Here is a 20,581-nt window from a genome sequence, read left to right as displayed (position 1 = left end):
CGCAGCGAAACAAAGGAGGAGGGGCGCAGCCCCGGAGGACATTCGCGGAGCAAGGCACCCCGTCGGCGTGAGCGCCCCACAGACCTCCCCTCTTCTCGACACAACGCCATGACGCACCGTTTTCTACCCACACTGCTGTCTGCTTTCCTGTTGGCAGCAACCGCAAGCGCGGCCCACGCCGACGCCACGCTCGACAAGATCAAGCAACGCGGCAAGCTGACCGTCGGCGTCATCCTGTCGGGGCCGCCCTTCGGCACCATCGACCCCGCGACGCAGAAGCCCGTGGGCTACAACGTGGAGCTGGCCGAGGGCGTCACCAAGGGCCTGGGCGTCGGGCTGGAAACCGTGCAGGTGCAGCCGTCGAACCGCGTGCAGTTCCTGCAGCAGGGCAAGGTCGACATCCTCATCGCCAACATGCAGTGGACGCAGGAGCGCAGCGAAATTCTCTCGTTCGTGCCCACGCCGTTCGAGGAAGTGGGCGGCGCGGCCATCGCGCGCAAGGACAGCGGCCTTTCGAAATGGGAAGACCTGCGCGGCAAGCCCGTGTGCGTGTCGCAGGGCAGCAACTTCACCAAGCCGCTGGCCGATCAGTACGGCGCGCAGATCAAGGCATTTCGCGGACAGCCCGAATCGCTGCTGGCGCTCAAGGGCGGCAACTGCGTGGCTGCCGTGCACGTGAGCCCCACGCTGCGCGAACTTGCCGCCGGCAACGCCGACTGGAAGGACTACGCCATCGTCTCGCCGTCGGACCTGATTCCCTCGCCCTCCGTCATCTGGGTGCGCAAGGGCGAGGCCGACACGCAAAGCGCCATCGACCGCATCGTGCAGAACTGGCACCGCACCGGCTGGCTCATCGAGGTCGAGAAAAAGAACGGCATGACGCCCACGCCGCTGCTGCATGAGCTGAAGGCCAGGTTCGCGAAGGCGCCGCTTTGAACACGCCCGCGAACCCCGCCCTGGCGCTCTCCCAACGCGCATCGCGCGTGAAGCTCTCGGCCAACGCCGCGGCCAGCGCGCGCGCCGCCGCACTGGTGGCCCAAGGGCGCGACGTGCTCACGCTGACCTCGGGCGAGCCCGACTTCGACACGCCCGAACACATCAAGCAGGCCGCCACCGACGCACTCGCGCGCGGCCAGACCAAATACACGGCCACGCCCGGCACCGCCGCCTTGCGCCAGGCCATCGCGGCCAAGTACAGGCGCGAGAACGACCTGGCCTACACGCCCGCGCAGATCGTGGTGGCCAACGGCGCGAAGCAGATCGTGTTCCAGGCCTTCGCCGCCACGCTGGACGCCGGCGACGAGGTGATCGTGCCCGCGCCCTACTGGCCTTCGTTTCCGGACATCGTGCGCGTGAACGACGGCACGCCTGTCATCGTGCCGTGCGACGAGGCCAGCGGCTTCAAGCTGACCGCGCAAGCGCTCGAACTGGCCCTTACGCCGCGCACGCGCTGGCTCGTGCTGAATTCGCCGGGCAACCCGACCGGTGCCATCTACAGCCGGCCCGAACTCGAGGCGCTGGCCGCCGTGCTGCGCCGGCACCCGCGCGTGGCGGTGCTGTGGGACGAGGTGTACGAGCACATCTGGTTCGGCGACGCACCGCCGCCGCACCTGCTGCACGCCGCGCCCGACCTGCGCGAGCGCACGCTGCTGGTCAACGGCGTGTCGAAGACCTACGCCATGACGGGCTGGCGCATCGGCTGGGGCGCCGGGCCCGAGCCGCTGGCGCGCGCGATGACGGTCGTCCAGTCGCAGGCCACCTCGGGCGCCAACGCCATCGGGCAGGCGGCCGCCGCGGCCGCGCTGCAGTCGAACGACCAGCGCTTCGTGGGCGAGGCGCGCGCGGCCTATGCACGCCGCGCCGCGCTCGTGACCGAAGCACTGGCCACGGTGCCGGGCCTGGCCGTGCTGCCGCCGCAGGGCGCGTTCTTCGTGTACGCGAACTGCGCCGCGCTCATCGGCCGCCTGCGGCCCGACGGCCGCGCGATTGCCAGCGACACCGACTTCGTCGACTGGCTGCTCGAAGCCGAGGGCGTGGCGGTGGTCGACGGGCCTTCCTACGGCTTGTCGCCCTACATCCGCCTGTCGATCGCGGCCGGCGATGCCGTGCTGGCCGACGCCGTGCAGCGCATCGCGCGCGCGGTCGCCGCGCTGAAGGCCGCTGCATGAGCGACCCCGGCCTGCTCGCACAGGCGGTGGCGGCCATCAAGCCGCTGGGCCTGAACTACGCATTCCTGCTCGACCTGGGCGAGCGGCAGGCCTTTTTGCGCGGGCTGGTCGTCACGCTCGAACTCTGCCTGCTGACCGTTCCGTGCAGCCTTGCGGCGGGCGTGGCGATGGCCGCGGCGCTGACCTCGGGCCGAGGCTGGCTCGCGCTGCCCGCGCGCGCCTTCGTGGAGGTCACGCGCAACACGCCGACGCTGGTGCAGCTGTACTGCGCGTTCCTGGTGCTGAACATGCTCATCACGCGACAGCTCGAAGGCGTGGGCGGCAACCCGCTCACGCCCTTCGTCTGGGTGGTGATCGTGGTGGCGATCCACAAGGGCGCCTTCCATGCCGAGGCGCTGCGCGCGGGCATCGAGGCGGTGCCGCAGGTCACGCTCGAGGCGGCACGCTCGCTGGGCTTTTCGCAGCGCCAGCTGCTGTGGCGGGTGGAGCTGCCGCTGGCCGTGCGCTTCGCGCTGCCCTCGCTGGTCAACAACCTGGTCGACCTGGTGAAGATGACGGCGGTGGCCTCGGCCATCGCGGTGGGCGACGTGACCTACGAGTCGATCATGATCTGGACGCAGCGCGACAACGTGCTCGAACTGCTGCTGTTGATATTGCTGTACTTCGGCGCGCTGACCTGGCTGGTCAGCCGGGCCGGCAGCTGGCTCGAAGGCCGACTGAGGATGCCCGGCTATGGCCAATGAAGCCGCGGTGAGCGCGCTGGCGGTGCGCGCCGTGTCCGCACGGCGCTTCGGCACGTGCTTCGGTTTGCGCCGGCATCCGTGGCGCATTGCGCTCGCGGCCGTGCTCGCGGTGATCGCCACCTGGGTCGCCACGGGCACCACGCCGGTGGCGCTCGTCTTTCTGTGGCAATGGACGCCCGCGCTGCTGTGGGGCCTGCTCACCAACATCGAGATCAGCGTGCTGGCCATGGCGCTGGGCACGCTGGCCGGCCTGGTGGTGGGGGCGCTGTCGCTCTCGCCGGTGCGCGCGCTGCGCTTGCTCACGCGCTGGTACGTGCAGTTCTTTCGCAATGCGCCGGTGCTGGTGCTCATCTACTTCACCACCTACGTGTTTCCGTTCGAGCTGCACATCGTCAGGTGGACGGTGCCTTTTCCCGACTGGATCAAGGTGGTGCTGGGCCTGGCGCTGCCCACCAGCGCGGTGGTGGCGGAGATTTTTCGCGGCGCCATCCAGTCGATTCCCAGCGCGCAGTGGGAGGCCGCGCAGTCGCTGGCTTTTCGCCGCACCGAGATCTTCCGGCTGATCGTGCTGCCGCAGTGCCTGCGCCGCATGCTGCCGCCGTGGATGAACCTGTACGCCAGCATCACCATGAGCACGGCGCTCGCCTCGCTGGTGGGCGCCCACGACGTGGTGGACACCGCGCAGATCGCCAGCAACACCGTGGCGCGCACCGACTTCACGGTGCTCGTCTATTTCACGCTGCTCGGCGTGTTCTTCGCCTACTGCTACCCGATTGCCCGCGCCACGCGCGCGCTGGAGCGCCGCCATGCCCGCCATTGACACCAACGCCCGATCGTCTCCCCTCGTCGCCCTGCGCGGCGTGCAGCTTGCCTTCGGCGACAACGCGGTGCTGCGCGGCATCGACCTCGACGTGCAGCGCGGCCAGGCGGTGTCGATCATCGGGCCTTCGGGCTCGGGCAAGTCGACCATCCTGCGCTGCATCACCGGGCTGCTGCGCCCGCAGCACGGCGAGATTCGCGTGGCCGACACGCGCGTGGACACGCTGCGCACCGAGGCCGAGCTGATTGCCCTGCGCAAGCGCGTGGGCTTCGTGTTCCAGCAGTACAACCTGTTCCCGCACCTCACGGTGCTGCAGAACCTGGTGATCGCGCCCACCCGCGTGGCCGGGCGCGACCGCGCCACCGCCGAGCGCGATGCGCGCGCCCTGCTCGACAAGGTGCGCCTGTCGCACAAGGAGGCGGCCTACCCCGGCGAGCTGTCGGGCGGGCAGCAGCAGCGCGTGGCCATTGCGCGCGCGCTGGCCATGCGGCCCGAGCTGATGCTGTTCGACGAGGTGACTTCCGCGCTCGACCCCGAGACCGTGGGCGAAGTGCTCACCGTCATTCGCGACCTGGTGCGCGACGGCCTGACCTGCGTGCTGGTGACGCACGAGATGCGCTTTGCCGAGGAGATCAGCGACCAGGTGTATTTCACCGAGGCCGGCGTGATCGTCGAGCACGGGCCGGCCGCGCGCATCTTCGGCGCGCCCGAGAGCGAGCGCACCCGCGCCTTCCTGCACCGCGCGCTGGGCGAAGGCCCCCGCGCCTCGCTGGCGCCCGCCGCCCTGCCGGCCCCCTTCCCCGAGGTGCTGCCCTTCGAGCGGCTGCGCTTCGCACTCTGAACCCACCTTGCTCTCCCGAGAACCATGACAACAGCAACCTCCACCCTCGCCACCTCCTCCACTTCTGCGGACATCGCCACGCAACGCCGCGCGGCCGTCGACCAGGCCCTGAACGACGTGCGCGCCATCGCATCCATCGCCTCCATCGCGTCCACGCAGCCCTTCGACCGCGCAGTGCTCGCGCGCATCACGGCGCGGCTCGAACAACTGGCGTCGCACACCGCGCTGTTCACGCGCGCCGACTTTCCGCCGCCCGCCATCACCGAGGGCGTGGGCGCGTCCACGCGCTACCGGCTCAACCCCGCGGACGGTGAAGACGGCGTGGCGCTCTACCTGAACTCCATCAACCCCGGCAAGACCTCCATTCCCCACAACCACACGACCTGGGCCACCATCGTGGCGGTCGAGGGCCAGGAAGAAAACCGCGTCTACCGCCGCACCGACGACGGCAGCGACCCCGCCGTGGCCACGCTCGAACTCGACCGCGAAGTCACGGTGCAGCCCGGTACGTCCATCGGCTTCCTGGCCGACGACCTGCACAGCATCCACGTGATCGGCGAGCAGCCCACGCTGCACTTCCACCTGTACGGCCGGCCGCTGGAAACGCTGTCGCAGCGCATCGGCGTGAACCTGGAGACCGGTGCGGTCGTCAACTACAACGCCACGCAGCTCAAGCCGAGCAAGGTGGCGGCATGAGCGAGGGCGACACGCTGCGCGCGCGCACCAGGCTGCTGCACGCCGGCGCGCCTGCGCTGCGCGACGGCAGCGGCCCGGTGAACGTGCCCGTGGTGCGGACCAGCACCGTGCGCTTCGAGAACACCGCCGCGCACGCGGACTACCACCACCGCCGCAGCGCCGGCGAACGCGTGGCCTCCTACGGACGCCATGGCCTGGACACGCACCGCGCACTCGAAGACGCGGTGACGGCCCTCGAAGGCGGGCATCGCGCCTTCCTCACGCCCTCGGGCCTCTCGGCCATCACGCTGGTGCTGCTCGCGCTGCTGTCGCCCGGCGACCATGCGCTGGTGGCCGACGGCGTGTACGCGCCGCTGCGGCGCGTCGACAGCACGCTGCTGCAGCGCCTGGGCGTGGAGGTCGAGTACTTCTCGCCCGCGCACGACGACCTGGCGAGCCTGATCCGGCCGAACACGCGCCTGCTGTACCTCGAATCGCCGAGCTCGCTGCTGTTCGAAGTGCTCGACCTGCCGGCGCTGACCGCCATCGCGCGCGACCGCGGCGTGACGGTCGCCACCGACAACACCTGGAGCGGCGGCTGGTTCCACCAACCGCTTTCGCTGGGCGCGAACATCTCGATTCAGGCGGCCACCAAGTACATCTCGGGCCACTCCGACCTGATGCAGGGCATCGTGGTGGTCGACACCCCGGCGCTGGCCGCCAAGCTCTCGACCGCCTACGAGGCGCTCGGCCTCACCATCGGCGCGGACGACGCCTACCTCGCGCTGCGCGGCCTGCGCACGCTGCCCGTGCGGCTCGCGCAGCACCAGCGCCATGCCACCGAGGTGGCCGGGTTTGTGCAGCAGCAGCCTCAGGTGGCGCGCGTGTTCTATCCCGCGCTGCCCTCCGACCCCGGCCATGCGCTGTGGAAGCGCGACTTCAGCGGCGCCAGCGGCCTCGTGTCCTTCGAGTTCCGCCATGCCACGCCAGCCGCGGCCAACGCCTTCGTCGATGCGCTCGCGCTCTTCGGCATCGGCGCTTCGTGGGGCGGCTACGAAAGCCTGGCACTGGTCGCCCAGCCCGAGCGGCTGCGCGAGCACCGCCAATGGACCGGCGACGCGCCGGTGGTGCGTCTGCACATCGGGCTCGAAGACCCGGCGGACCTGATGGCCGACCTGTCGCAGGCCTTTGCGGCCGCCACGGCGCAGCGCTGATTCCATTCAACAAGAACACCTTTCCCTCATGTCCTCGAACTCCAACCCATCTCCCGCAGCACTCGATGCGCGCGTGCGCGTCGCCGTCGACGTCGGCGGCACCTTCACCGACGTGGTGCTGCTGCGCGGCGCCGAGAAACACACGCTCAAGGTGCTCACCACCCCGACCGCGCCCGAGCAGGCCGTGCTCGGCGGGGTCGAAGAAGTGCTGCAGCAGGCCGGCGCCGGCTGGCCCGACGTCGACCTGCTGATCCTGGGCACCACGCTGGCCACCAACGCGCTGATCGAGCGCAAGGGCGCGCCCACGGCGCTGCTCACCACGCACGGTTTTCGCGACCTGGTGGAAATCGGCCTCGAAGACCGCTTTGCCCAGTACGACGTGTTCCTCGAAAAACCCGCGCCGCTGGTGCCGCGCCACTGGCGCCACGGCGTGGTCGAGCGCGTGGACGCGGCCGGCCGCGTGATCACGCCGCTGGACGAAGCGCAGGTGGCCGTGCTGGCCAGGCAGCTGCTGGCCGACGGCATCGAGAGCGTGGCGGTGTGCTTTCTGCACGGCTATGCCAACCCCGCGCACGAGCGCCGCGTGCGCGAGCTGCTGCGCGAACACGCGCCCGGCCTGTGGGTGTCGCTGGCTTCCGACGTGTGCCCCGAGATCCGCGAGTACGAGCGCCTGTCGACCATCAGCGCCAACGCCTACGTGCAGCCGCAGGTGGCGGGCTACCTGCGCCGCCTGCAGGAAGGCGCCACGGCGCGCGGCCTGCGCGCGGAACCCTTCCTCATGACTTCGGGCGGTGCCATCACCACGCTGCAGGCCGGCATCGACGAGCCGGTGCGGCTGGTCGAATCGGGCCCCGCCGGCGGCGCGGTGCTGGCGCGCCAGGTGGCCGAGCAGATCGGCGCCACGCGCGCGCTTTCGTTCGACATGGGCGGCACCACGGCCAAGATCTGCTTCATCGACGACTACCAGCCGCAGATCAGCCGCAGCTTCGAGTTCGGCCGGGTGCACCGGCACCTGAAAGGCTCGGGCCTGCCGATCCGCATTCCGGTGATCGAGATGGTGGAGATCGGCGCGGGCGGCGGCTCCATCGCGCGGGTGAACCACCTGGGCGTGGTGCAGGTGGGTCCCGACAGCGCAGGCTCCTCTCCCGGCCCGGCCGCGTACGGCCTGGGCGGCGAGCTGCCCACGGTGACCGACGCGCACGCCGCGCTCGGCACCATCGACCCGGCGCGCTTCGCGGTCGGCAAGGTGCGGCTCGACCCGCAGCGTGCGCGCGACGCGCTGCTGCAGGGCCTTGCCGCGCAGACCGGCCTGGACGTGGAATCGGCCGCGCAGGCCGTGATCGAGATCGTCACCGAGAACATGGCCAACGCCGCGCGCGTGCATGCGTCCGAACTCGGCAAGGTGGCGGAAGAAAGCACGCTCATCGCCTTCGGCGGTGCGGCGCCGCTGCATGCGGCCTTGCTCGCGCGCAAGCTCGGCGTGGCGCGGCTGGTGATTCCGAATTCGGCCGGCGTGGGCTCGGCGCTCGGCTTTCTGTGGGCGCCTGTGGCCTATCAGACGGTGCGCAGCCTGGCGCAGCGGCTCGACCGCATCGACCATGCGGCGGTCGACAGGCTGCTCGGCGAGCTGACGGCGACTGCCGACGACGTGGTGCTGCGCGCCGCGCCCGGTGCGGCGCTGGTGCGGCATCGCCAGGCGTTCATGCGTTATGCCGGCCAGGGGCACGAGATTCCGGTCGAGCTGCCCGAAGGCCCGTTCGACGCGGCTGCGAGCACGGCTTTGCATGAACGATTCGAGGAACGCTATGCCGCGCTGTACGGCCGCAGCCTGCCGCACATCGCGGCCGAGGCGGTGAGCTGGTCGGTCGCGGTGGAAGCCGGCGGCCGTGCGGCGCCCGAGCCCGACGAGGTGGTGGCCGACACCGGCCGCGCGGCGCCCTCGGGCACGCGCCGCGTGTACGACGCCGAAGCGGGCCGGTGGGCCGAGGTGCCCGTCTACGAACGCAGCGCGCTGGGCGCGGGCAAGTGGATCGAAGGCCCGGCGCTGATCGTCGAAGACGAGACGACCACGCACGTGATCGCGGGCTTCGAGGCGCGCGCGACGCGGCTGGGCGCGCTGGTGCTGGACGACACGGCCTCCGTGCGCCACGCCGAAGCGGAAATCACCGAAGAGGCCGCCGCATGAGCAAGTACGGTCTAGCTCCTTCCCCCGCTGGGGGAAGGCTGGGATGGGGGCTTTCCCCGACTGGCGCAGCGCAAGAACAAGCGCCGCGCACCCCCACCCCGGCCCTCCCCCGGAAGGGGAGGGAGGCATACCGATGAGCACCGCGCCCGCACGCCAACAACTGCGCCAGCAACTGGTCTGGAGCCGCCTGCTCGCCGTGGTCGAGGAACAGGCGCAGGCACTCATCCGCACCGCCTTCGGCACACCGACGCGCGAGGCCGGCGACCTGTCGGCCGGCGTTTTCCTGCCCGACGGGCGCATGGTGGCGCAAGCCGTCACCGGCACGCCGGGCCACGTCAATTCGATGGCCGATTCGGTGCTGCACTTTTTGCGCGCCTTTCCCATCGACACCATGCGCGACGGCGACGTGTTCGTCACCAACGACCCCTGGAAAGGCACGGGCCACCTGTTCGACGTGGTCATGGTCACGCCGGTGTTCCACGAAGCCAAGCCCGTGGCGCTCTTCGCGTCGACCGTGCACGTGGTCGACATCGGCGGCGTCAACGCCGGGCCCGATGCGCTGGAGATCTTTCATGAAGGCCTGTTCCTGCCGCCGCTGCGCTTCGTGAGCCAGGGCGTGATCGAAGCGGCCGTGCTCGACATCGTGCGCGCCAACGTGCGCGAGCCCGGACAGGTCGAGGGCGACTTCCATGCGCTGGTGGCCTGCAACGCCGTGGGCGCGGTGCGCTTGCAGCGCCTGCTGCGCGAGTTCAGGCTGGCCGACCTGCAGGCGCAGGGCGACTACATTGTCGAGCGCTCGCGGCTGGCCATGCGCGAGGCGCTGCGCGAATGGCCCAAGGGCACCTGGCGCAACCACATGACGGTGGACGGCTACGACACGCCGCTGGAGCTGCATGCGGCCGTCACCATCACCGACGACGGCATCCTGGTCGACTTTGCAGGCACGTCGGCCAGCATTGCGCGGGGCATCAACGTGCCCAAGGCCTACACCGACGCCTACACCTCCTTCGGCATCCGCTGCCTGGTGGGCGCGGACGTGCCCAACAACTCGGGCTCGCTCGCCCCCATTCGCGTGGTCGCGCCCGAGGGCTCCATCGTCAATGCGCTGCCGCCGGCCGCGGTGGCGGCGCGCGCGGCCATCGGGCAGATGCTGCCCGACCTGGTGTTCGGCGCGCTGCGCCAGGCGCGGCCCGACCGCGTGCCGGCCGAAGGCGCGTCTTCGCTGTGGAACATCCGCCTGTTCGGCGGACAGCCGATCGAGGGCGGGCCCAACGACGCGCTGCGGCGCGCGCGGCGCTTCAACATCGTGAGCTTTTCCACCGGCGGCACCGGTGCGCGGCCGGGCAAGGACGGGCTTTCGGCCACGGCCTACCCGAGCGGCGTGCGCAACGTGTCGCTGGAAATCCTCGAGACGCAGGCCCCGCTGCTGTTCCGCCGCAAGGAGTACCGGCCCGACTCGGGTGGTGCAGGCGCATCGCGCGGCGGCCTCGGGCAGGTCATCGAGATCGAGAACGCCGACGGCGACCCGATGGTGCTGTCGGCCACCTGGGACCGCATCCGCTTTCCCGCGCGCGGCGCGCTCGGTGGCGGCGACGGCGCACCGGGCGCCGCGCGGCTCAAGCATTCGGGCACCGTGCTGCGCGGCAAGGGCCGCCAGGTCATTCCGGCCGGCGAAGTGCTCGTGGTCGAGACGCCCGGCGGCGCGGGTCTGGGCAACCCGGCAGAGCGCGACCCCGCACGGGTGGCGCGCGACCTGAAGGCGGGGCTGGTCACACAGGCCGCCACCACCCCCACCAACGATTTCGCAGGAACCGCTGCATGAGCACCACCCCCACCCCCAAGGCGCTGGCCAGCAGCCAGCTCATCCGCAACCAGCTCGCATGGAACCGGCTGCTCTCCGTGGTCGAGGAACAGGCGCAGGTGCTGATCCACACCGCCTTCGGCACATCGACGCGCGAGGCCGGCGACCTGTCGGCGGGCGTGTTCCTGCCCGACGGCCGCATGATCGCGCAGGCCGTGACCGGCACGCCGGGGCACGTCAACTCGATGGCCGAATCGGTCAAGCACTTTCTGCAACGCTTTCCCATCGACACGATGGAAGACGGCGACGTGTTCCTCACCAACGACCCGTGGAAGGGCACCGGCCACCTGTTCGACATGACGATGGTCACGCCCGTCTTCCATGGCGAAGGCGAAGCGAAGAAGCCCGTGGCGTTGTTCGCCTCCACGCTGCACGTGGTGGACATCGGCGGCATCGGCTCCAGCCCCGACGGACTCGAGATTTATCACGAAGGCCTGTTCCTGCCCATCCTGCGTTTCGTGCGCCAGGGCACGGTGGATGCGGCCGTTCGCGCGATCATCCGCGCCAACGTGCGCGACCCCGAGCAGGTCGAGGGCGACCTGTACGCGCTGGTGGCCTGCAACGAGGTGGGCGGCCGGCGGCTGCGCACGCTGCTGCGCGAGTTCAAGTTCGACGACCTCGAGGCGCTGGGCGACTTCGTCATTGCCCGCTCGGCCCAGGCCATGCGCGACGCGCTGCGCGACTGGCCGCGCGGCACCTGGCACCACACGCTGGTGGCCGACGGCTACGACGCGCCCATCACGCTGCAGGTGTCGGTGACCATTGCCGACGACGGCATCGTGGTCGACTACGCGGGCACCTCGGGCACGGTGGCGCGCGGCATCAACGTGGTCAAGGCGTACACCGACGCCTACACCTCCTTCGGCATCCGCTGCCTCGTGGGCTCGGACGTGCCGAACAACGCGGGCTCGCTCGCGCTCATTCGCGTGGAAGCGCCCGCGGGCTGCATCCTGAATGCGCTGCACCCCGCCGCCGTGACGGCGCGCCATGTCGTCGGCCAGTTGCTGCCCGATGCGGTGTTCGGCGCGCTGCGCCAGGCCCGGGCCGACCGCGTGCCGGCCGAGGGTGCCTCGTCGCTGTGGAACCTGCAGCTGGTCGGCGGCGAAGTGCTCGCGGGCACCGGCCAGGCCGACGCCGAGGCCGTGCGCCGCGGCGCGCGCTTCAACGTCATCAGCTTTTCCACCGGCGGCACCGGCGCGCGGCCCGGCAAGGACGGGCTTTCGGTCACCGCCTACCCGAGCGGCGTGCGCAACGTGTCGCTCGAAATCTTGGAGACGCAGGCGCCCATCGTGTTCGAGCGCAAGGAATTTCGCGTCGACTCCGGCGGCATCGGCGCCGTGCGCGGCGGCCTGGGCCAGGTGATCGAGGTGCGCCATGCGCAGCCCGACGCCGCCTTCCTGATCGCGGCGGCCTTCGACCGGGTGGTCAACCCCGCGCGCGGTGCGCTCGGCGGCGGCAACGGCGCGCCGGGTGCGCTGCGGCTGTCCTCGGGCACCACGCTGCGCGCCAAGGGCCGGCAGATCGTGCCGGCGGGCGACCGCCTGATCGTCGAGACGCCCGGCGGCGGCGGCCTGGGCGAGCCTTCGAAGCGCGACCCGGCGCTGGTGGCGCGCGACCTGCGCGAAGGGCTGGTGTCGCCGGAGGCTTCCTCGGCCGGCGCCGTGCATGCCGGCGCCGAGCCTGTCGTCGCCTGACTTTTTCTTTTCTTTCCACCGACCCTGTTTTTCAAATCATGTTGTTCTCGACCCCCTCCTTTCCGCTTCGCAGCGCCCTCCTCGCCGCGCTGCTCGCCGTGGGCCTCGCCGCCCACGCCGCACCGCCCAACCACAGCGGCACGCTCACGCTGCTGTCGACCAGCGAGCCGACCGCGCTCGTCACCATCGGCAACGTGGCCACGCCCATCCTGAGCGTGAGCGCCAAGGTCACCGAAGGCCTGCTGAAGTACGACTACGACGTCAACCCGCAGCCGCAGCTGGCCACCAAGTGGACGATCAGCCCCGACGGCCTGACCTACACCTTCACGCTGCGCCAGGGCGTGAAGTGGCACGACGGCAAGGACTTCACCTCCGCCGACGTGGCCTATTCCATCGAGCTGCTGAAGAAGATCCACCCGCGGGGGCGCAACACCTTTGCCAACCTCACCGGCATCGACACGCCCGACAAATACACCGCCGTGCTGCGGCTGTCCAAGCCCGCGCCATACCTGATCCGCGCGCTGGTCGCGACCGAGACGCCCATCGTGCCCAAGCACATCTACGAAGGCACCGACCCGGCCAGCAACCCGAACAACAACGCGCCCATCGGCACCGGTCCGTTCAAGTTCAAGGAGTGGGTGCGCGGCAGCCACATCGTGTACGAGCGCAACACCGACTACTGGGACAAGCCCAAGCCCTTCGTCGACCAGCTCATCGTGCGCTTCGTGACCGACCCGGCCGCAGCGGCCGTGGCCTTCGAGACCGGCACCGTCGACCTGGGCTACCGCACGCCCGTGCCGCTGGCCGACCTGGAGCGCCTGAAGAAAGTGCCCGCGCTGCGCTTCGAGACCAAGGGCAACAGCTACTCGTCGAACGTGACGCGGCTGGAGTTCAACCTCGACAACGAGTACTTCAGGAACGAGAAGGTGCGCCAGGCCGTGGCCCATGCCATCGACCGCAACGTGATCGTGAAGGTGGTGAACTACGGCTACGGCCAGGCGAGCTACTCGCCCATCGCACCCGGCCTGAAGGCCTTCCACGACCCGGCGCCCTCGCCTTACGCCTTCGACGTGAAGAAGGCCAACGCGCTGCTCGACGAAGCGGGCTTTGCGAAGAAGGCCGGCGGCGTGCGCTTCAGCGTGCCGCTGGACTTCAACCCCATCGGCGCCGACGGCCCGCGCCTGGCCGACTACCTGCGCTCGGCGCTGGCGCGCGTGGGCATCGCGGTGACGGTGCGCGCGCAGGACCCGAGCGCCTTCATCAAGCGCATCTACACCGACCGCGACTTCGCCTTCACCCACAACGGCGCGAGCAACCTGTTCGACCCGACGGTGGGCGTGCAGCGGCTGTACTGGTCGAAGAACTTCATCAAGGGCGTGCCGTTTTCGAACGGCACGCATTACCAGAACCCGGTGGTGGACAAGCTGCTGGAAGACGCGGCCGTGGAAAACGACGCGGCCAGGCGGCTGAAGCTGTTCAAGGACTTCCAGGACACCGTGGCGCGCGATGTGCCTGACCTGAACCTTTATCAGCCGGTGTTCATCACCATCGCCAACCAGCGGGTGCATGACCATTCTTTGACGGCGGATGGGGTGGAGTCGAATCTGGCGGATGTGTGGGTGGACGAGTTGAAGAAGTAAGGCGTTTGCTGTTGGCGCTTGCTGTTGGGCGCTGGCTGCGGCTCTTCTTGAGGCTGTCGGCCGGGTCTCGCCCCGGCGGGCGACTCGCTTTCTTTGCTTCGCCAAAGAAAGTAAGCAAAGAAAGGCGACCCCTGCTGGCTGCGTCCCTGCGCTTCGCTCCGGGCAACCTGCGGTGCTCACGTTTCGCGGGGTCTCGCCCAAACTCGCTTCGCTCAAACAAGGGCGAGCCCTCATCCGCGAAACGCTCCGCTCCTCGGCGCATCCAGAAGGGGTTTGGATACCGACGGGCCTTCGCTGCGCTCGGCCACAGAACAACCAGCAGCCAGCAGCCAGCAACCAAGACTGACGATTCCATACCAACCGCTGCAGGCGCGAAGCGCCTGCGGCAACTTGGTGGCCGAGCAACGCGATGGCCCGATTGGTCTCCCCCCCTCTGGCTGCGCCGAGGAGCGCAGCGTTTCGCGGATCAGGTCTCGCAGCTGTTTGAGCGAAGCGAGTTCTGCGAGACCCCGCGAAACGCGAGCACCGCAGGTTGCCCCGTAGCGCAGCGAAGGGGTCGCAGACAGTGGGGTCGCCTTTCTTTTGCCTACTTTTCTTTGGCGAAGCAAAGAAAAGCAGGTCGCCCGCCGGGGCGAGTCCCGGCCGACAGCCTTCAAAAAACCAAAAAAACCAAAAGCATCAAGCAGCCTTCCGCCGCTCCCCCCCCGGCACAGCAGCAATCAAGCTGCGCGTATACGCATGCTGCGGCCGATCCCATATATCCCGATGGCTGCCCGTCTCCACGATCTGCCCCTTGTTCATCACCATCACCCGATCCGCGATATAGCGAACCACAGAAAGATCGTGAGAGATGAAGAGATACGACAGCCCGAAGTCTTCCTTCAACTCGACAAGCAGATTCAGGATCTGCGCCTGCACCGACACATCGAGCGCCGACACCGGCTCATCGAGCACCACCAGCGAAGGCCGCAGCACCAGTGCACGTGCAATGCCGATGCGCTGCCGCTGCCCCCCAGAGAACTCGTTGGGAAAGCGCCGCCCTGCATCCGCCGGCAGCCCCACCCGCTCCAGGATCGCAGCGATGCGGTTGCGCCGCTCGGCCCGGTCCGACACGCCGTGCACCTTCAGCACCGACTCGATGATGTCGAACACGCTGCGCCGCGGATTCAGCGACGCATACGGGTCCTGGAACACCATCTGCACGCGACGACGCCAAGGCTTCAGCGCCTTCTCGGACAACGACGCGATGTCCGTGCCGTCGAACACGATGCGGCCCGACGCCGGGTTCACCAGCCGCAGCAGCGTGCGCGACAGCGTCGACTTGCCGCAGCCCGACTCGCCCACCAGCCCCACGGTCTCGCCCGCGCGAATGTCGAAGGACACGCCATCGACCGCATGCAGCACGCCGCCTCCACGCCTGGGGTAGTCCGTGCGCAGTTCCTGCACCGACAGCAAGGGTTCACCGGCCGCCGCACGCACCGGCAAGGCCCGCACGGTCGAGCTCGGCACCGGCACGTGCAACGCAAAGTCGCGCACGCCCGTCACAGGGTCGAGGCGCGTCTGAATCTCAGGCAGCCGCGCGTCGGCGTAGTGCAGCGCGCTGCCGGCATGCAGCGACGCGCCGAGCAGACCCCGGGTGTAGGCATGCGACGGCGCGGCGAAGAGCTTGGACGTGGGCGCCTCTTCGACCTTCTCGCCGCCGTACATCACCGCCACGCGATCGGCCCATTGCGCAACCAGCCCGAGGTCGTGCGTGATGAGCAGCAACGCCATGTCGAGCTCGCGGCGCAGGCCGTCGAGCAGCTCGAGAATCTGCGCCTGGATGGTCACGTCCAGCGCGGTGGTGGGCTCGTCGGCCACCAGCAGGCGCGGCTTGCAGGCCACGGCCATCGCGATCATCACGCGCTGGCGCTGGCCGCCCGACAGGTTGTGCGGATGGTCGTCGATGCGCTGGTGCGGCTCGGGAATGCGCACAAGGTCGAGCAGTTCGATGGCGCGCTTGCGGGCCGCGAGCGCCGAGAGCTTTTCGTGCCGGCGCAGCGTCTCCTCGATCTGCGCGCCGATGGTGTGCACCGGGTTCAGCGAGGTCATCGGCTCCTGGAAGATCATCGCGATTTCGCGGCCGCGCACTTCGCGCAACTCGGCCGGCGACAGCGCCAGGATGTCGCGCCCGTCGAAGTGGATGTTGCCGCGCAGCACGGCGCCGGGCGCAAGCAGGCGCAGCAGCGCGAGCGCCGTGGTCGACTTGCCGCAGCCCGACTCGCCGACCAGCGCCAGCGTTTCGCCGCGCTGCAATGTCAGGTCGAGCCCGCGAACGGCCTGGATGGGGCCGTTCGATCCGTGGAAGAAAACGTCCAGCCCGCGCACGTCGAGCAGCGGCGGCGTGGGGTTGATTTGTTCGAGCGTCATCTCAGCGCCCCCTCAACCGGGGGTTGAACGCATCGTTGAGCCCGTCGCCCACCAGGTTGAGCGCCAGCACCGTCAGCACGATCGCCGCACCCGGCAGCGCCGTGAGGTACCACGCCGTGCGCAGCAGCTCGCGGCCCTGCCCGATCATGCTGCCCCACGACACCGCGTTCGGGTCGCCCATGCCCAGGAAGGACAGCGCCGACTCGATGAGGATGGCGCTCGCCACCAGCACCGAGGTGGTCACGATCACCGGCGGCAACGCGTTGGGCAGCATCTCCTGGAAGATGATGCGTGCATGGCTGAAGCCCTGGCTGCGGGCGGCCAGCACGAACTCGGTTTCGCGCAGCGCACGGAATTCCGCCCGCACCAGCCGCGCGATCACCGGCCACGACCCCAGGCCGATGGCGAACACGATCACCGGCACCGAGGGCTGGCCGATGGCCACCACCACAATCACGAACAGGAACGACGGCATGGTCTGGAACAGCTCGGTGATGCGCACCAGCACGTCGTCGATGCGGCCACCGAAATAACCGGCCGTGGCACCCACGAGCACGCCGATCACCACGCTCAGCACGGCCGCCACCACGCCCACCGCGAGCGACACGCGCGCGCCGTGCGCAATGCCGGCGATGACGTCGCGGCCCAGCGAGTCGCTGCCCAGCGGATAGGCCGCGTCCTGCCCCGGCCACAGCAGCGGCTGCGCGACCATGTCGAGCGGATCGCCCGGGTAGAGCAGCGGCGCGAGCAGCGCCAGGATGAGCATGAACAACAGCAGCACCACGCCCGCCACGGCGGCGGGGTTGCGCAGGAAGGCGCGCAACGCGGCGTGGCGGTTGGAGACGGGCTTGGCGTCCACCGCGGCCCTGGCGACAGGGACGACCGGCGCGAGAGGTCCGGCAGGTGGTTCAGGGCGGCGGGCGGCAGGTGGCGCCGGCGGGTGAGCCGGCGGATTGGCGAGCGCGGAATCGAGTGTGAAAGGTGTGGACATCGAAAGCTTTGAAAGCCCGGAATTTCAAAAAAAGGGAAGTCGACGGCGCGCGCTCAGCGCACCTGGATGCGCGGGTCCAGCCACGCGTGCAGCAGGTCGACCAGCATGTTGGCCACGATGACCAGCAGCGACGACATCAGCAGCACGCCCAGCAGCACGGTGTAGTCCCGCCCCGCGACCGAGTCGAAGGCCAGCCGGCCGAGGCCGGGCCAGCTGAACACGGTCTCGACCACCACCGCGCCGCCCAGCAGCGTGCCGAAGTGCATGCCGGCCACGGTGGTGACCGGAATCAGCGCGTTGCGCAGGATGTGGCGCAGGTTGACCGTCCACGGGTGCAGGCCCTTGGCCTCGGCGGTGCGCACGAAGTCCTGGCGCGCCACCTCGAGCATCGCGGCGCGCGTCAGGCGCGAGAAGATCGCGATGTAGAAGCCCGCCATGGCCAGCGCCGGCAGCACCAGGTGCCGCGCCACGTCGACCCCATGCGTCCAGCCCGTGTAGCCCGCGCCGATGCTCTCGCTGCCCCCGGTCGGCAGCCAGCCCAGGTGCACCGAGAACAGCACGATGGCCATCAGGCCCAGCCAGAAGCCGGGGGTGGAATACAGCAGCAGCGCCAGCACCGAGAGCGTGCGGTCCTGCCAGCGGCCCACGCGCGTGGCCATGACCGTGCCCGCGGCGATGCCGATGGCCAGCGCAAAGGCGAGCGCCGTCGTCATCAGCAGCAGCGTGTTGCCCAGCCGCGCACCGATGAGCGCCGTCACCGGCATGTTGTAGCGCGGCGAAACGCCGAGGCTGAAATGCGCCAGGTTGTTCAGGTAGGCGCCCAGCTGGTGCAGCACGGGCAGGTCGAGCCCGAAGTGCGTGCGCAGCTGCGCCATGCTCTCCGCGGTGGCCGAGCCCGACTCGGCCGCCACCACGTCGGCGGCGTCGCCCGGAATCCACTGCATCAGCAGGAAGTTGAGAAGGATCACGCCGATGACGGTCGGCACGGCCTGCCATGCCGTGCGCACCAGCGTGCGGCTCGCGCTGCGCAGGTTCATGACGCGGTCGCCTTGCCCGGCGCGACCAGGCGGATGCCCACGTCGCCTTCGCGCTCCAGTTGCGCCACGAGGCCGATTTCCCAGTCGAGGTATTGCTGGAAACCGGCATCCCGCTTGGCCAGGTCGGCATGCGCGTAGGGGCTGTACCAGTGGTCGTCGTCGCCGGTCAGCACGCCTTCGGGGCCAGTGGCCGTGGGCAGGCGGGCGGCCGCCCAGGCCAGGGTGCCGCCCGCAATGGCCCGCACCGTGCGCCCGGTGCGCTCGGCCAGTTCGGCCGCCACGGTGCGCGCGAGCACGCCGTCGGACGAAGTGAGCACGATGACCTGCGACGCAGGCAGGTCGGCGGTGAACTCCTGCAGCCGGTCGGGCACCGCGAAGCGCGCACCCGCCACATGACGGCGCTCGAAGGCCGAGCGGCGCTCCACGTCGAAAGCCACCGCGGTGCCGGCTTCCAGTGCCGCGGCAGCCTCGCGCGGCGCGATGTCGGGGGTGAAGGCACGCAGCGCCAGCACGCGCACCGGTTCGGGCCCGAGCACCCGCACCGGCAGTGCGGGCGGCGACAGCACGAACACCTCGTGCCCGCCCAGTTGCGCGAGCCATGCGCCGGTGGTGAGCGCGCGCACGCCGTCCCAGTCGGCCAGCACGATGCGCGCATGCCGCGTGCCCACGTATTCGTCGGTGGCCTGCACCAGCTGGCCGCCGGGCGCCCAGCGCCAACCTTCCAGGTGGCCGGCTTCGTATTCCTGGCGGGTGCGCACGTCGAAGCGGTAGAGCGAGCGCTCGTCGGACGCGGCGTCGGCCTCGAAGCGCGCGAGCGTGGCCGCGTCGATGCGGCGCACGCCGGCGCGCGCGGCCACGTCTTCGGCACGGGCGCGCGCGCTTTGGCGCGTGGCCTCGCCCGGCTCGGGCAGCGGCGCGGCGCGGCCGTGCGACAGCTGGCGCCCGGCCAGCAGCCAGGCCATGGTGCCGTCCTTCAACGACACCACCTTGTTGGGAATGCCCGCGTCGATGAGCGTCTGCGCGCCCACGATGCTGCGCGTGCGCCCGGCGCAGTTCACCACCACCAGCGTCTCGGGCCGGGGCGCGAGTTCCTGGATGCGATAGACCAGCTCGGCGCCCGGCAGGCTGTGCGCAAAGGGCAGGCTGAAGTCCGCGAACTCTTCGGGCGTGCGGCTGTCGACCACCACAATGTCGTCGCCGCGCTCCACGCGCGCGTGCAGGTCGTCGACCGAGATCCAGGGCGTGTGCTTCTGGTGCTCGATGACCTCGCCGAAGGCCTTGCTCGGCACGTTGCTGCCGCTGAAGAGTTCGTAGCCCGCGCCAGCCCAGCCTTCGGTGCCGCCCGCCAGCACCGACACGTTGCGCCAGCCCAGGCGCACCAGCTTGGCGGCGGCTTCATGGGCGAGCGATTCGTCGGCGTCGGCCAGCACGATGCGCGTGCCGCGGCGCGGCACCAGGCGGTCGATCTGCACTTCGAGCCGCCACAGCGGCGCCGAGGCGGCCAGCAGGATGTGGCTGCGCACGAAGACGCCGGTCTCGCGCACGTCGAGCAGCGCAATCTCTTCGCCGTCCTGCAGCGCGGCCTTCAGCGCCTGGGGCGTAATGGCCGGATGGCGGATGTTCTTCGGCGGCGCGAAGTGGCGAAAGCTCCCGCCCTCGGTGCCTTCGAACACCACGCGCCGGTCGAGCAGCTGCAGCGCACGGCCGTAGAAGTGCAGGTGGCGGCCGTCCTGGCCGCCGATGAGCTCGATGGTGTGCACGTCGTCCGGCAGCAGCACCACGGCGCTGCCGGAGGCCACGTCGACGGTGCCGGTTTGCACCAGCGTGTCGCGCGACGCGTCGGCGGTTTTCTCGCGGCGGTAGAGCACGTTGCGCTCGTTGCCCTCCACGCCGGCTATCACCGCCCAGGTCGTGTGGTCGTGCGGCGGCTGGGCCTTGCCCGCCAGGCCGGCCGACAGGTACAGCGCGAAGCCGCCGTCGGCGTCTTCGGCCAGGCGGTAGACCTGCGCGGGGCGGGCCGCGTCGAGCGGAAAGTGGGCGGCCGGGAACAGCGACTTCTGCTGGCCGAGCGCAATCAGCGCATCGGCCACGGCCTGCAGCGCGGGCCTGTCCGCGGTGCGGGCAAGCAGGCCGCGCGCCTGGGCCAGAAAGGCGTCGATGGCGCGCGCACGGGCGCTGGCAATGTCGTTGCCCGCGGTTTCCACGGGAAGTTCGGTGAGGCTCATGGGGGGCTTTCTGGGGGCGGCAAAGGCAATTCGACCCTCAGGCTAAGCCGGCTGCCGCGCGCGCCCAACGAACTTTTT

General features: G+C 70.1%; 15 protein-coding genes. 11 read left to right on the top strand and 4 right to left on the bottom strand.

Annotation, left to right across the window (positions count from 1 at the left end; genetic code table 11):
• Positions 1 to 108 precede the first annotated feature (108 nt).
• The 11 genes from ACSFA5_RS00765 (at position 109) to ACSFA5_RS00715 (ending at position 13,841) form a co-directional block, all read left to right on the top strand.
• On the top strand, positions 109 to 936 hold the full coding sequence (locus tag ACSFA5_RS00765; RefSeq protein WP_435442093.1) for a transporter substrate-binding domain-containing protein: 828 nt from the start codon (positions 109 to 111) through the stop codon (positions 934 to 936).
• Positions 933 to 2,168 carry an aminotransferase class I/II-fold pyridoxal phosphate-dependent enzyme gene (locus ACSFA5_RS00760; RefSeq protein ID WP_435442092.1) on the top strand — a complete coding sequence of 412 codons (1,236 nt, stop codon included), beginning with the start codon at positions 933 to 935 and terminating at the stop codon, positions 2,166 to 2,168. Before ACSFA5_RS00765 ends, ACSFA5_RS00760 begins: the two co-directional genes overlap by 4 nt.
• Positions 2,165 to 2,911 carry an amino acid ABC transporter permease gene (locus ACSFA5_RS00755; RefSeq protein ID WP_435442091.1) on the top strand — a complete coding sequence of 249 codons (747 nt, stop codon included), beginning with the start codon at positions 2,165 to 2,167 and terminating at the stop codon, positions 2,909 to 2,911. Before ACSFA5_RS00760 ends, ACSFA5_RS00755 begins: the two co-directional genes overlap by 4 nt.
• Entirely contained in the window at positions 2,901 to 3,731 is an 831-nt protein-coding gene (locus ACSFA5_RS00750; RefSeq protein WP_435442090.1) for an amino acid ABC transporter permease, read from the top strand. Before ACSFA5_RS00755 ends, ACSFA5_RS00750 begins: the two co-directional genes overlap by 11 nt.
• On the top strand, positions 3,718 to 4,572 hold the full coding sequence (locus tag ACSFA5_RS00745; protein WP_435442089.1) for an amino acid ABC transporter ATP-binding protein: 855 nt from the start codon (positions 3,718 to 3,720) through the stop codon (positions 4,570 to 4,572). Before ACSFA5_RS00750 ends, ACSFA5_RS00745 begins: the two co-directional genes overlap by 14 nt.
• Positions 4,573 to 4,596: 24 nt before the next feature.
• Positions 4,597 to 5,268 (top strand): cysteine dioxygenase family protein, encoded by a 672-nt coding sequence (locus ACSFA5_RS00740; RefSeq protein WP_435442088.1) that lies wholly within the window; start codon positions 4,597 to 4,599, stop codon positions 5,266 to 5,268.
• A complete protein-coding gene (gene metC / locus ACSFA5_RS00735; RefSeq protein ID WP_435442087.1) occupies positions 5,265 to 6,461 on the top strand; it encodes a cystathionine beta-lyase in 1,197 nt (398 codons plus the stop codon). Before ACSFA5_RS00740 ends, metC begins: the two co-directional genes overlap by 4 nt.
• 28 nt (positions 6,462 to 6,489) lie before the next feature.
• Positions 6,490 to 8,646, top strand: coding sequence for a hydantoinase/oxoprolinase family protein (locus ACSFA5_RS00730; protein ID WP_435442086.1), 2,157 nt, complete (start codon positions 6,490 to 6,492; stop codon positions 8,644 to 8,646).
• Between the two features lie 133 nt (positions 8,647 to 8,779).
• On the top strand, positions 8,780 to 10,468 hold the full coding sequence (locus ACSFA5_RS00725; protein WP_435442085.1) for a hydantoinase B/oxoprolinase family protein: 1,689 nt from the start codon (positions 8,780 to 8,782) through the stop codon (positions 10,466 to 10,468).
• On the top strand, positions 10,465 to 12,201 hold the full coding sequence (locus ACSFA5_RS00720) for a hydantoinase B/oxoprolinase family protein (protein WP_435442084.1): 1,737 nt from the start codon (positions 10,465 to 10,467) through the stop codon (positions 12,199 to 12,201). Before ACSFA5_RS00725 ends, ACSFA5_RS00720 begins: the two co-directional genes overlap by 4 nt.
• A 38-nt stretch (positions 12,202 to 12,239) precedes the next feature.
• The gene (locus tag ACSFA5_RS00715; RefSeq protein WP_435442083.1) at positions 12,240 to 13,841 is read left to right on the top strand and encodes an ABC transporter substrate-binding protein; all 1,602 of its coding nucleotides are present in this window, start codon (positions 12,240 to 12,242) and stop codon (positions 13,839 to 13,841) included.
• Positions 13,842 to 14,519: 678 nt separating this feature from the next.
• Here the strand turns inward: ACSFA5_RS00715 and ACSFA5_RS00710 are convergent.
• The 4 genes from ACSFA5_RS00710 to ACSFA5_RS00695 are packed head-to-tail and all read right to left on the bottom strand — an operon-like array spanning position 14,520 to position 20,503.
• Positions 14,520 to 16,250, bottom strand: coding sequence for an ABC transporter ATP-binding protein (locus ACSFA5_RS00710; RefSeq protein WP_435442082.1), 1,731 nt, complete (start codon positions 16,248 to 16,250; stop codon positions 14,520 to 14,522).
• Between the two features lies 1 nt (position 16,251).
• Positions 16,252 to 17,241: an ABC transporter permease gene (locus ACSFA5_RS00705; protein ID WP_435442081.1), complete on the bottom strand. Its 990-nt coding sequence runs from the start codon at positions 17,239 to 17,241 to the stop codon at positions 16,252 to 16,254.
• Positions 17,242 to 17,294: 53 nt separating this feature from the next.
• Entirely contained in the window at positions 17,295 to 18,278 is a 984-nt protein-coding gene (locus ACSFA5_RS00700) for an ABC transporter permease (RefSeq protein WP_435442080.1), read from the bottom strand.
• Positions 18,275 to 20,503, bottom strand: a complete 2,229-nt coding sequence (locus ACSFA5_RS00695; RefSeq protein ID WP_435442079.1) for a rhodanese-like domain-containing protein — start codon at positions 20,501 to 20,503, stop codon at positions 18,275 to 18,277. Before ACSFA5_RS00695 ends, ACSFA5_RS00700 begins: the two co-directional genes overlap by 4 nt.
• Positions 20,504 to 20,581 lie beyond the last annotated feature (78 nt).

The sequence above is a fragment of the Variovorax monticola genome, from assembly GCF_051216855.1.
GTDB lineage: Bacteria > Pseudomonadota > Gammaproteobacteria > Burkholderiales > Burkholderiaceae_C > Variovorax.
Note: the sequence above shows the minus strand (reverse complement) of the source record. Positions and strands in the feature narration are given on the sequence as shown.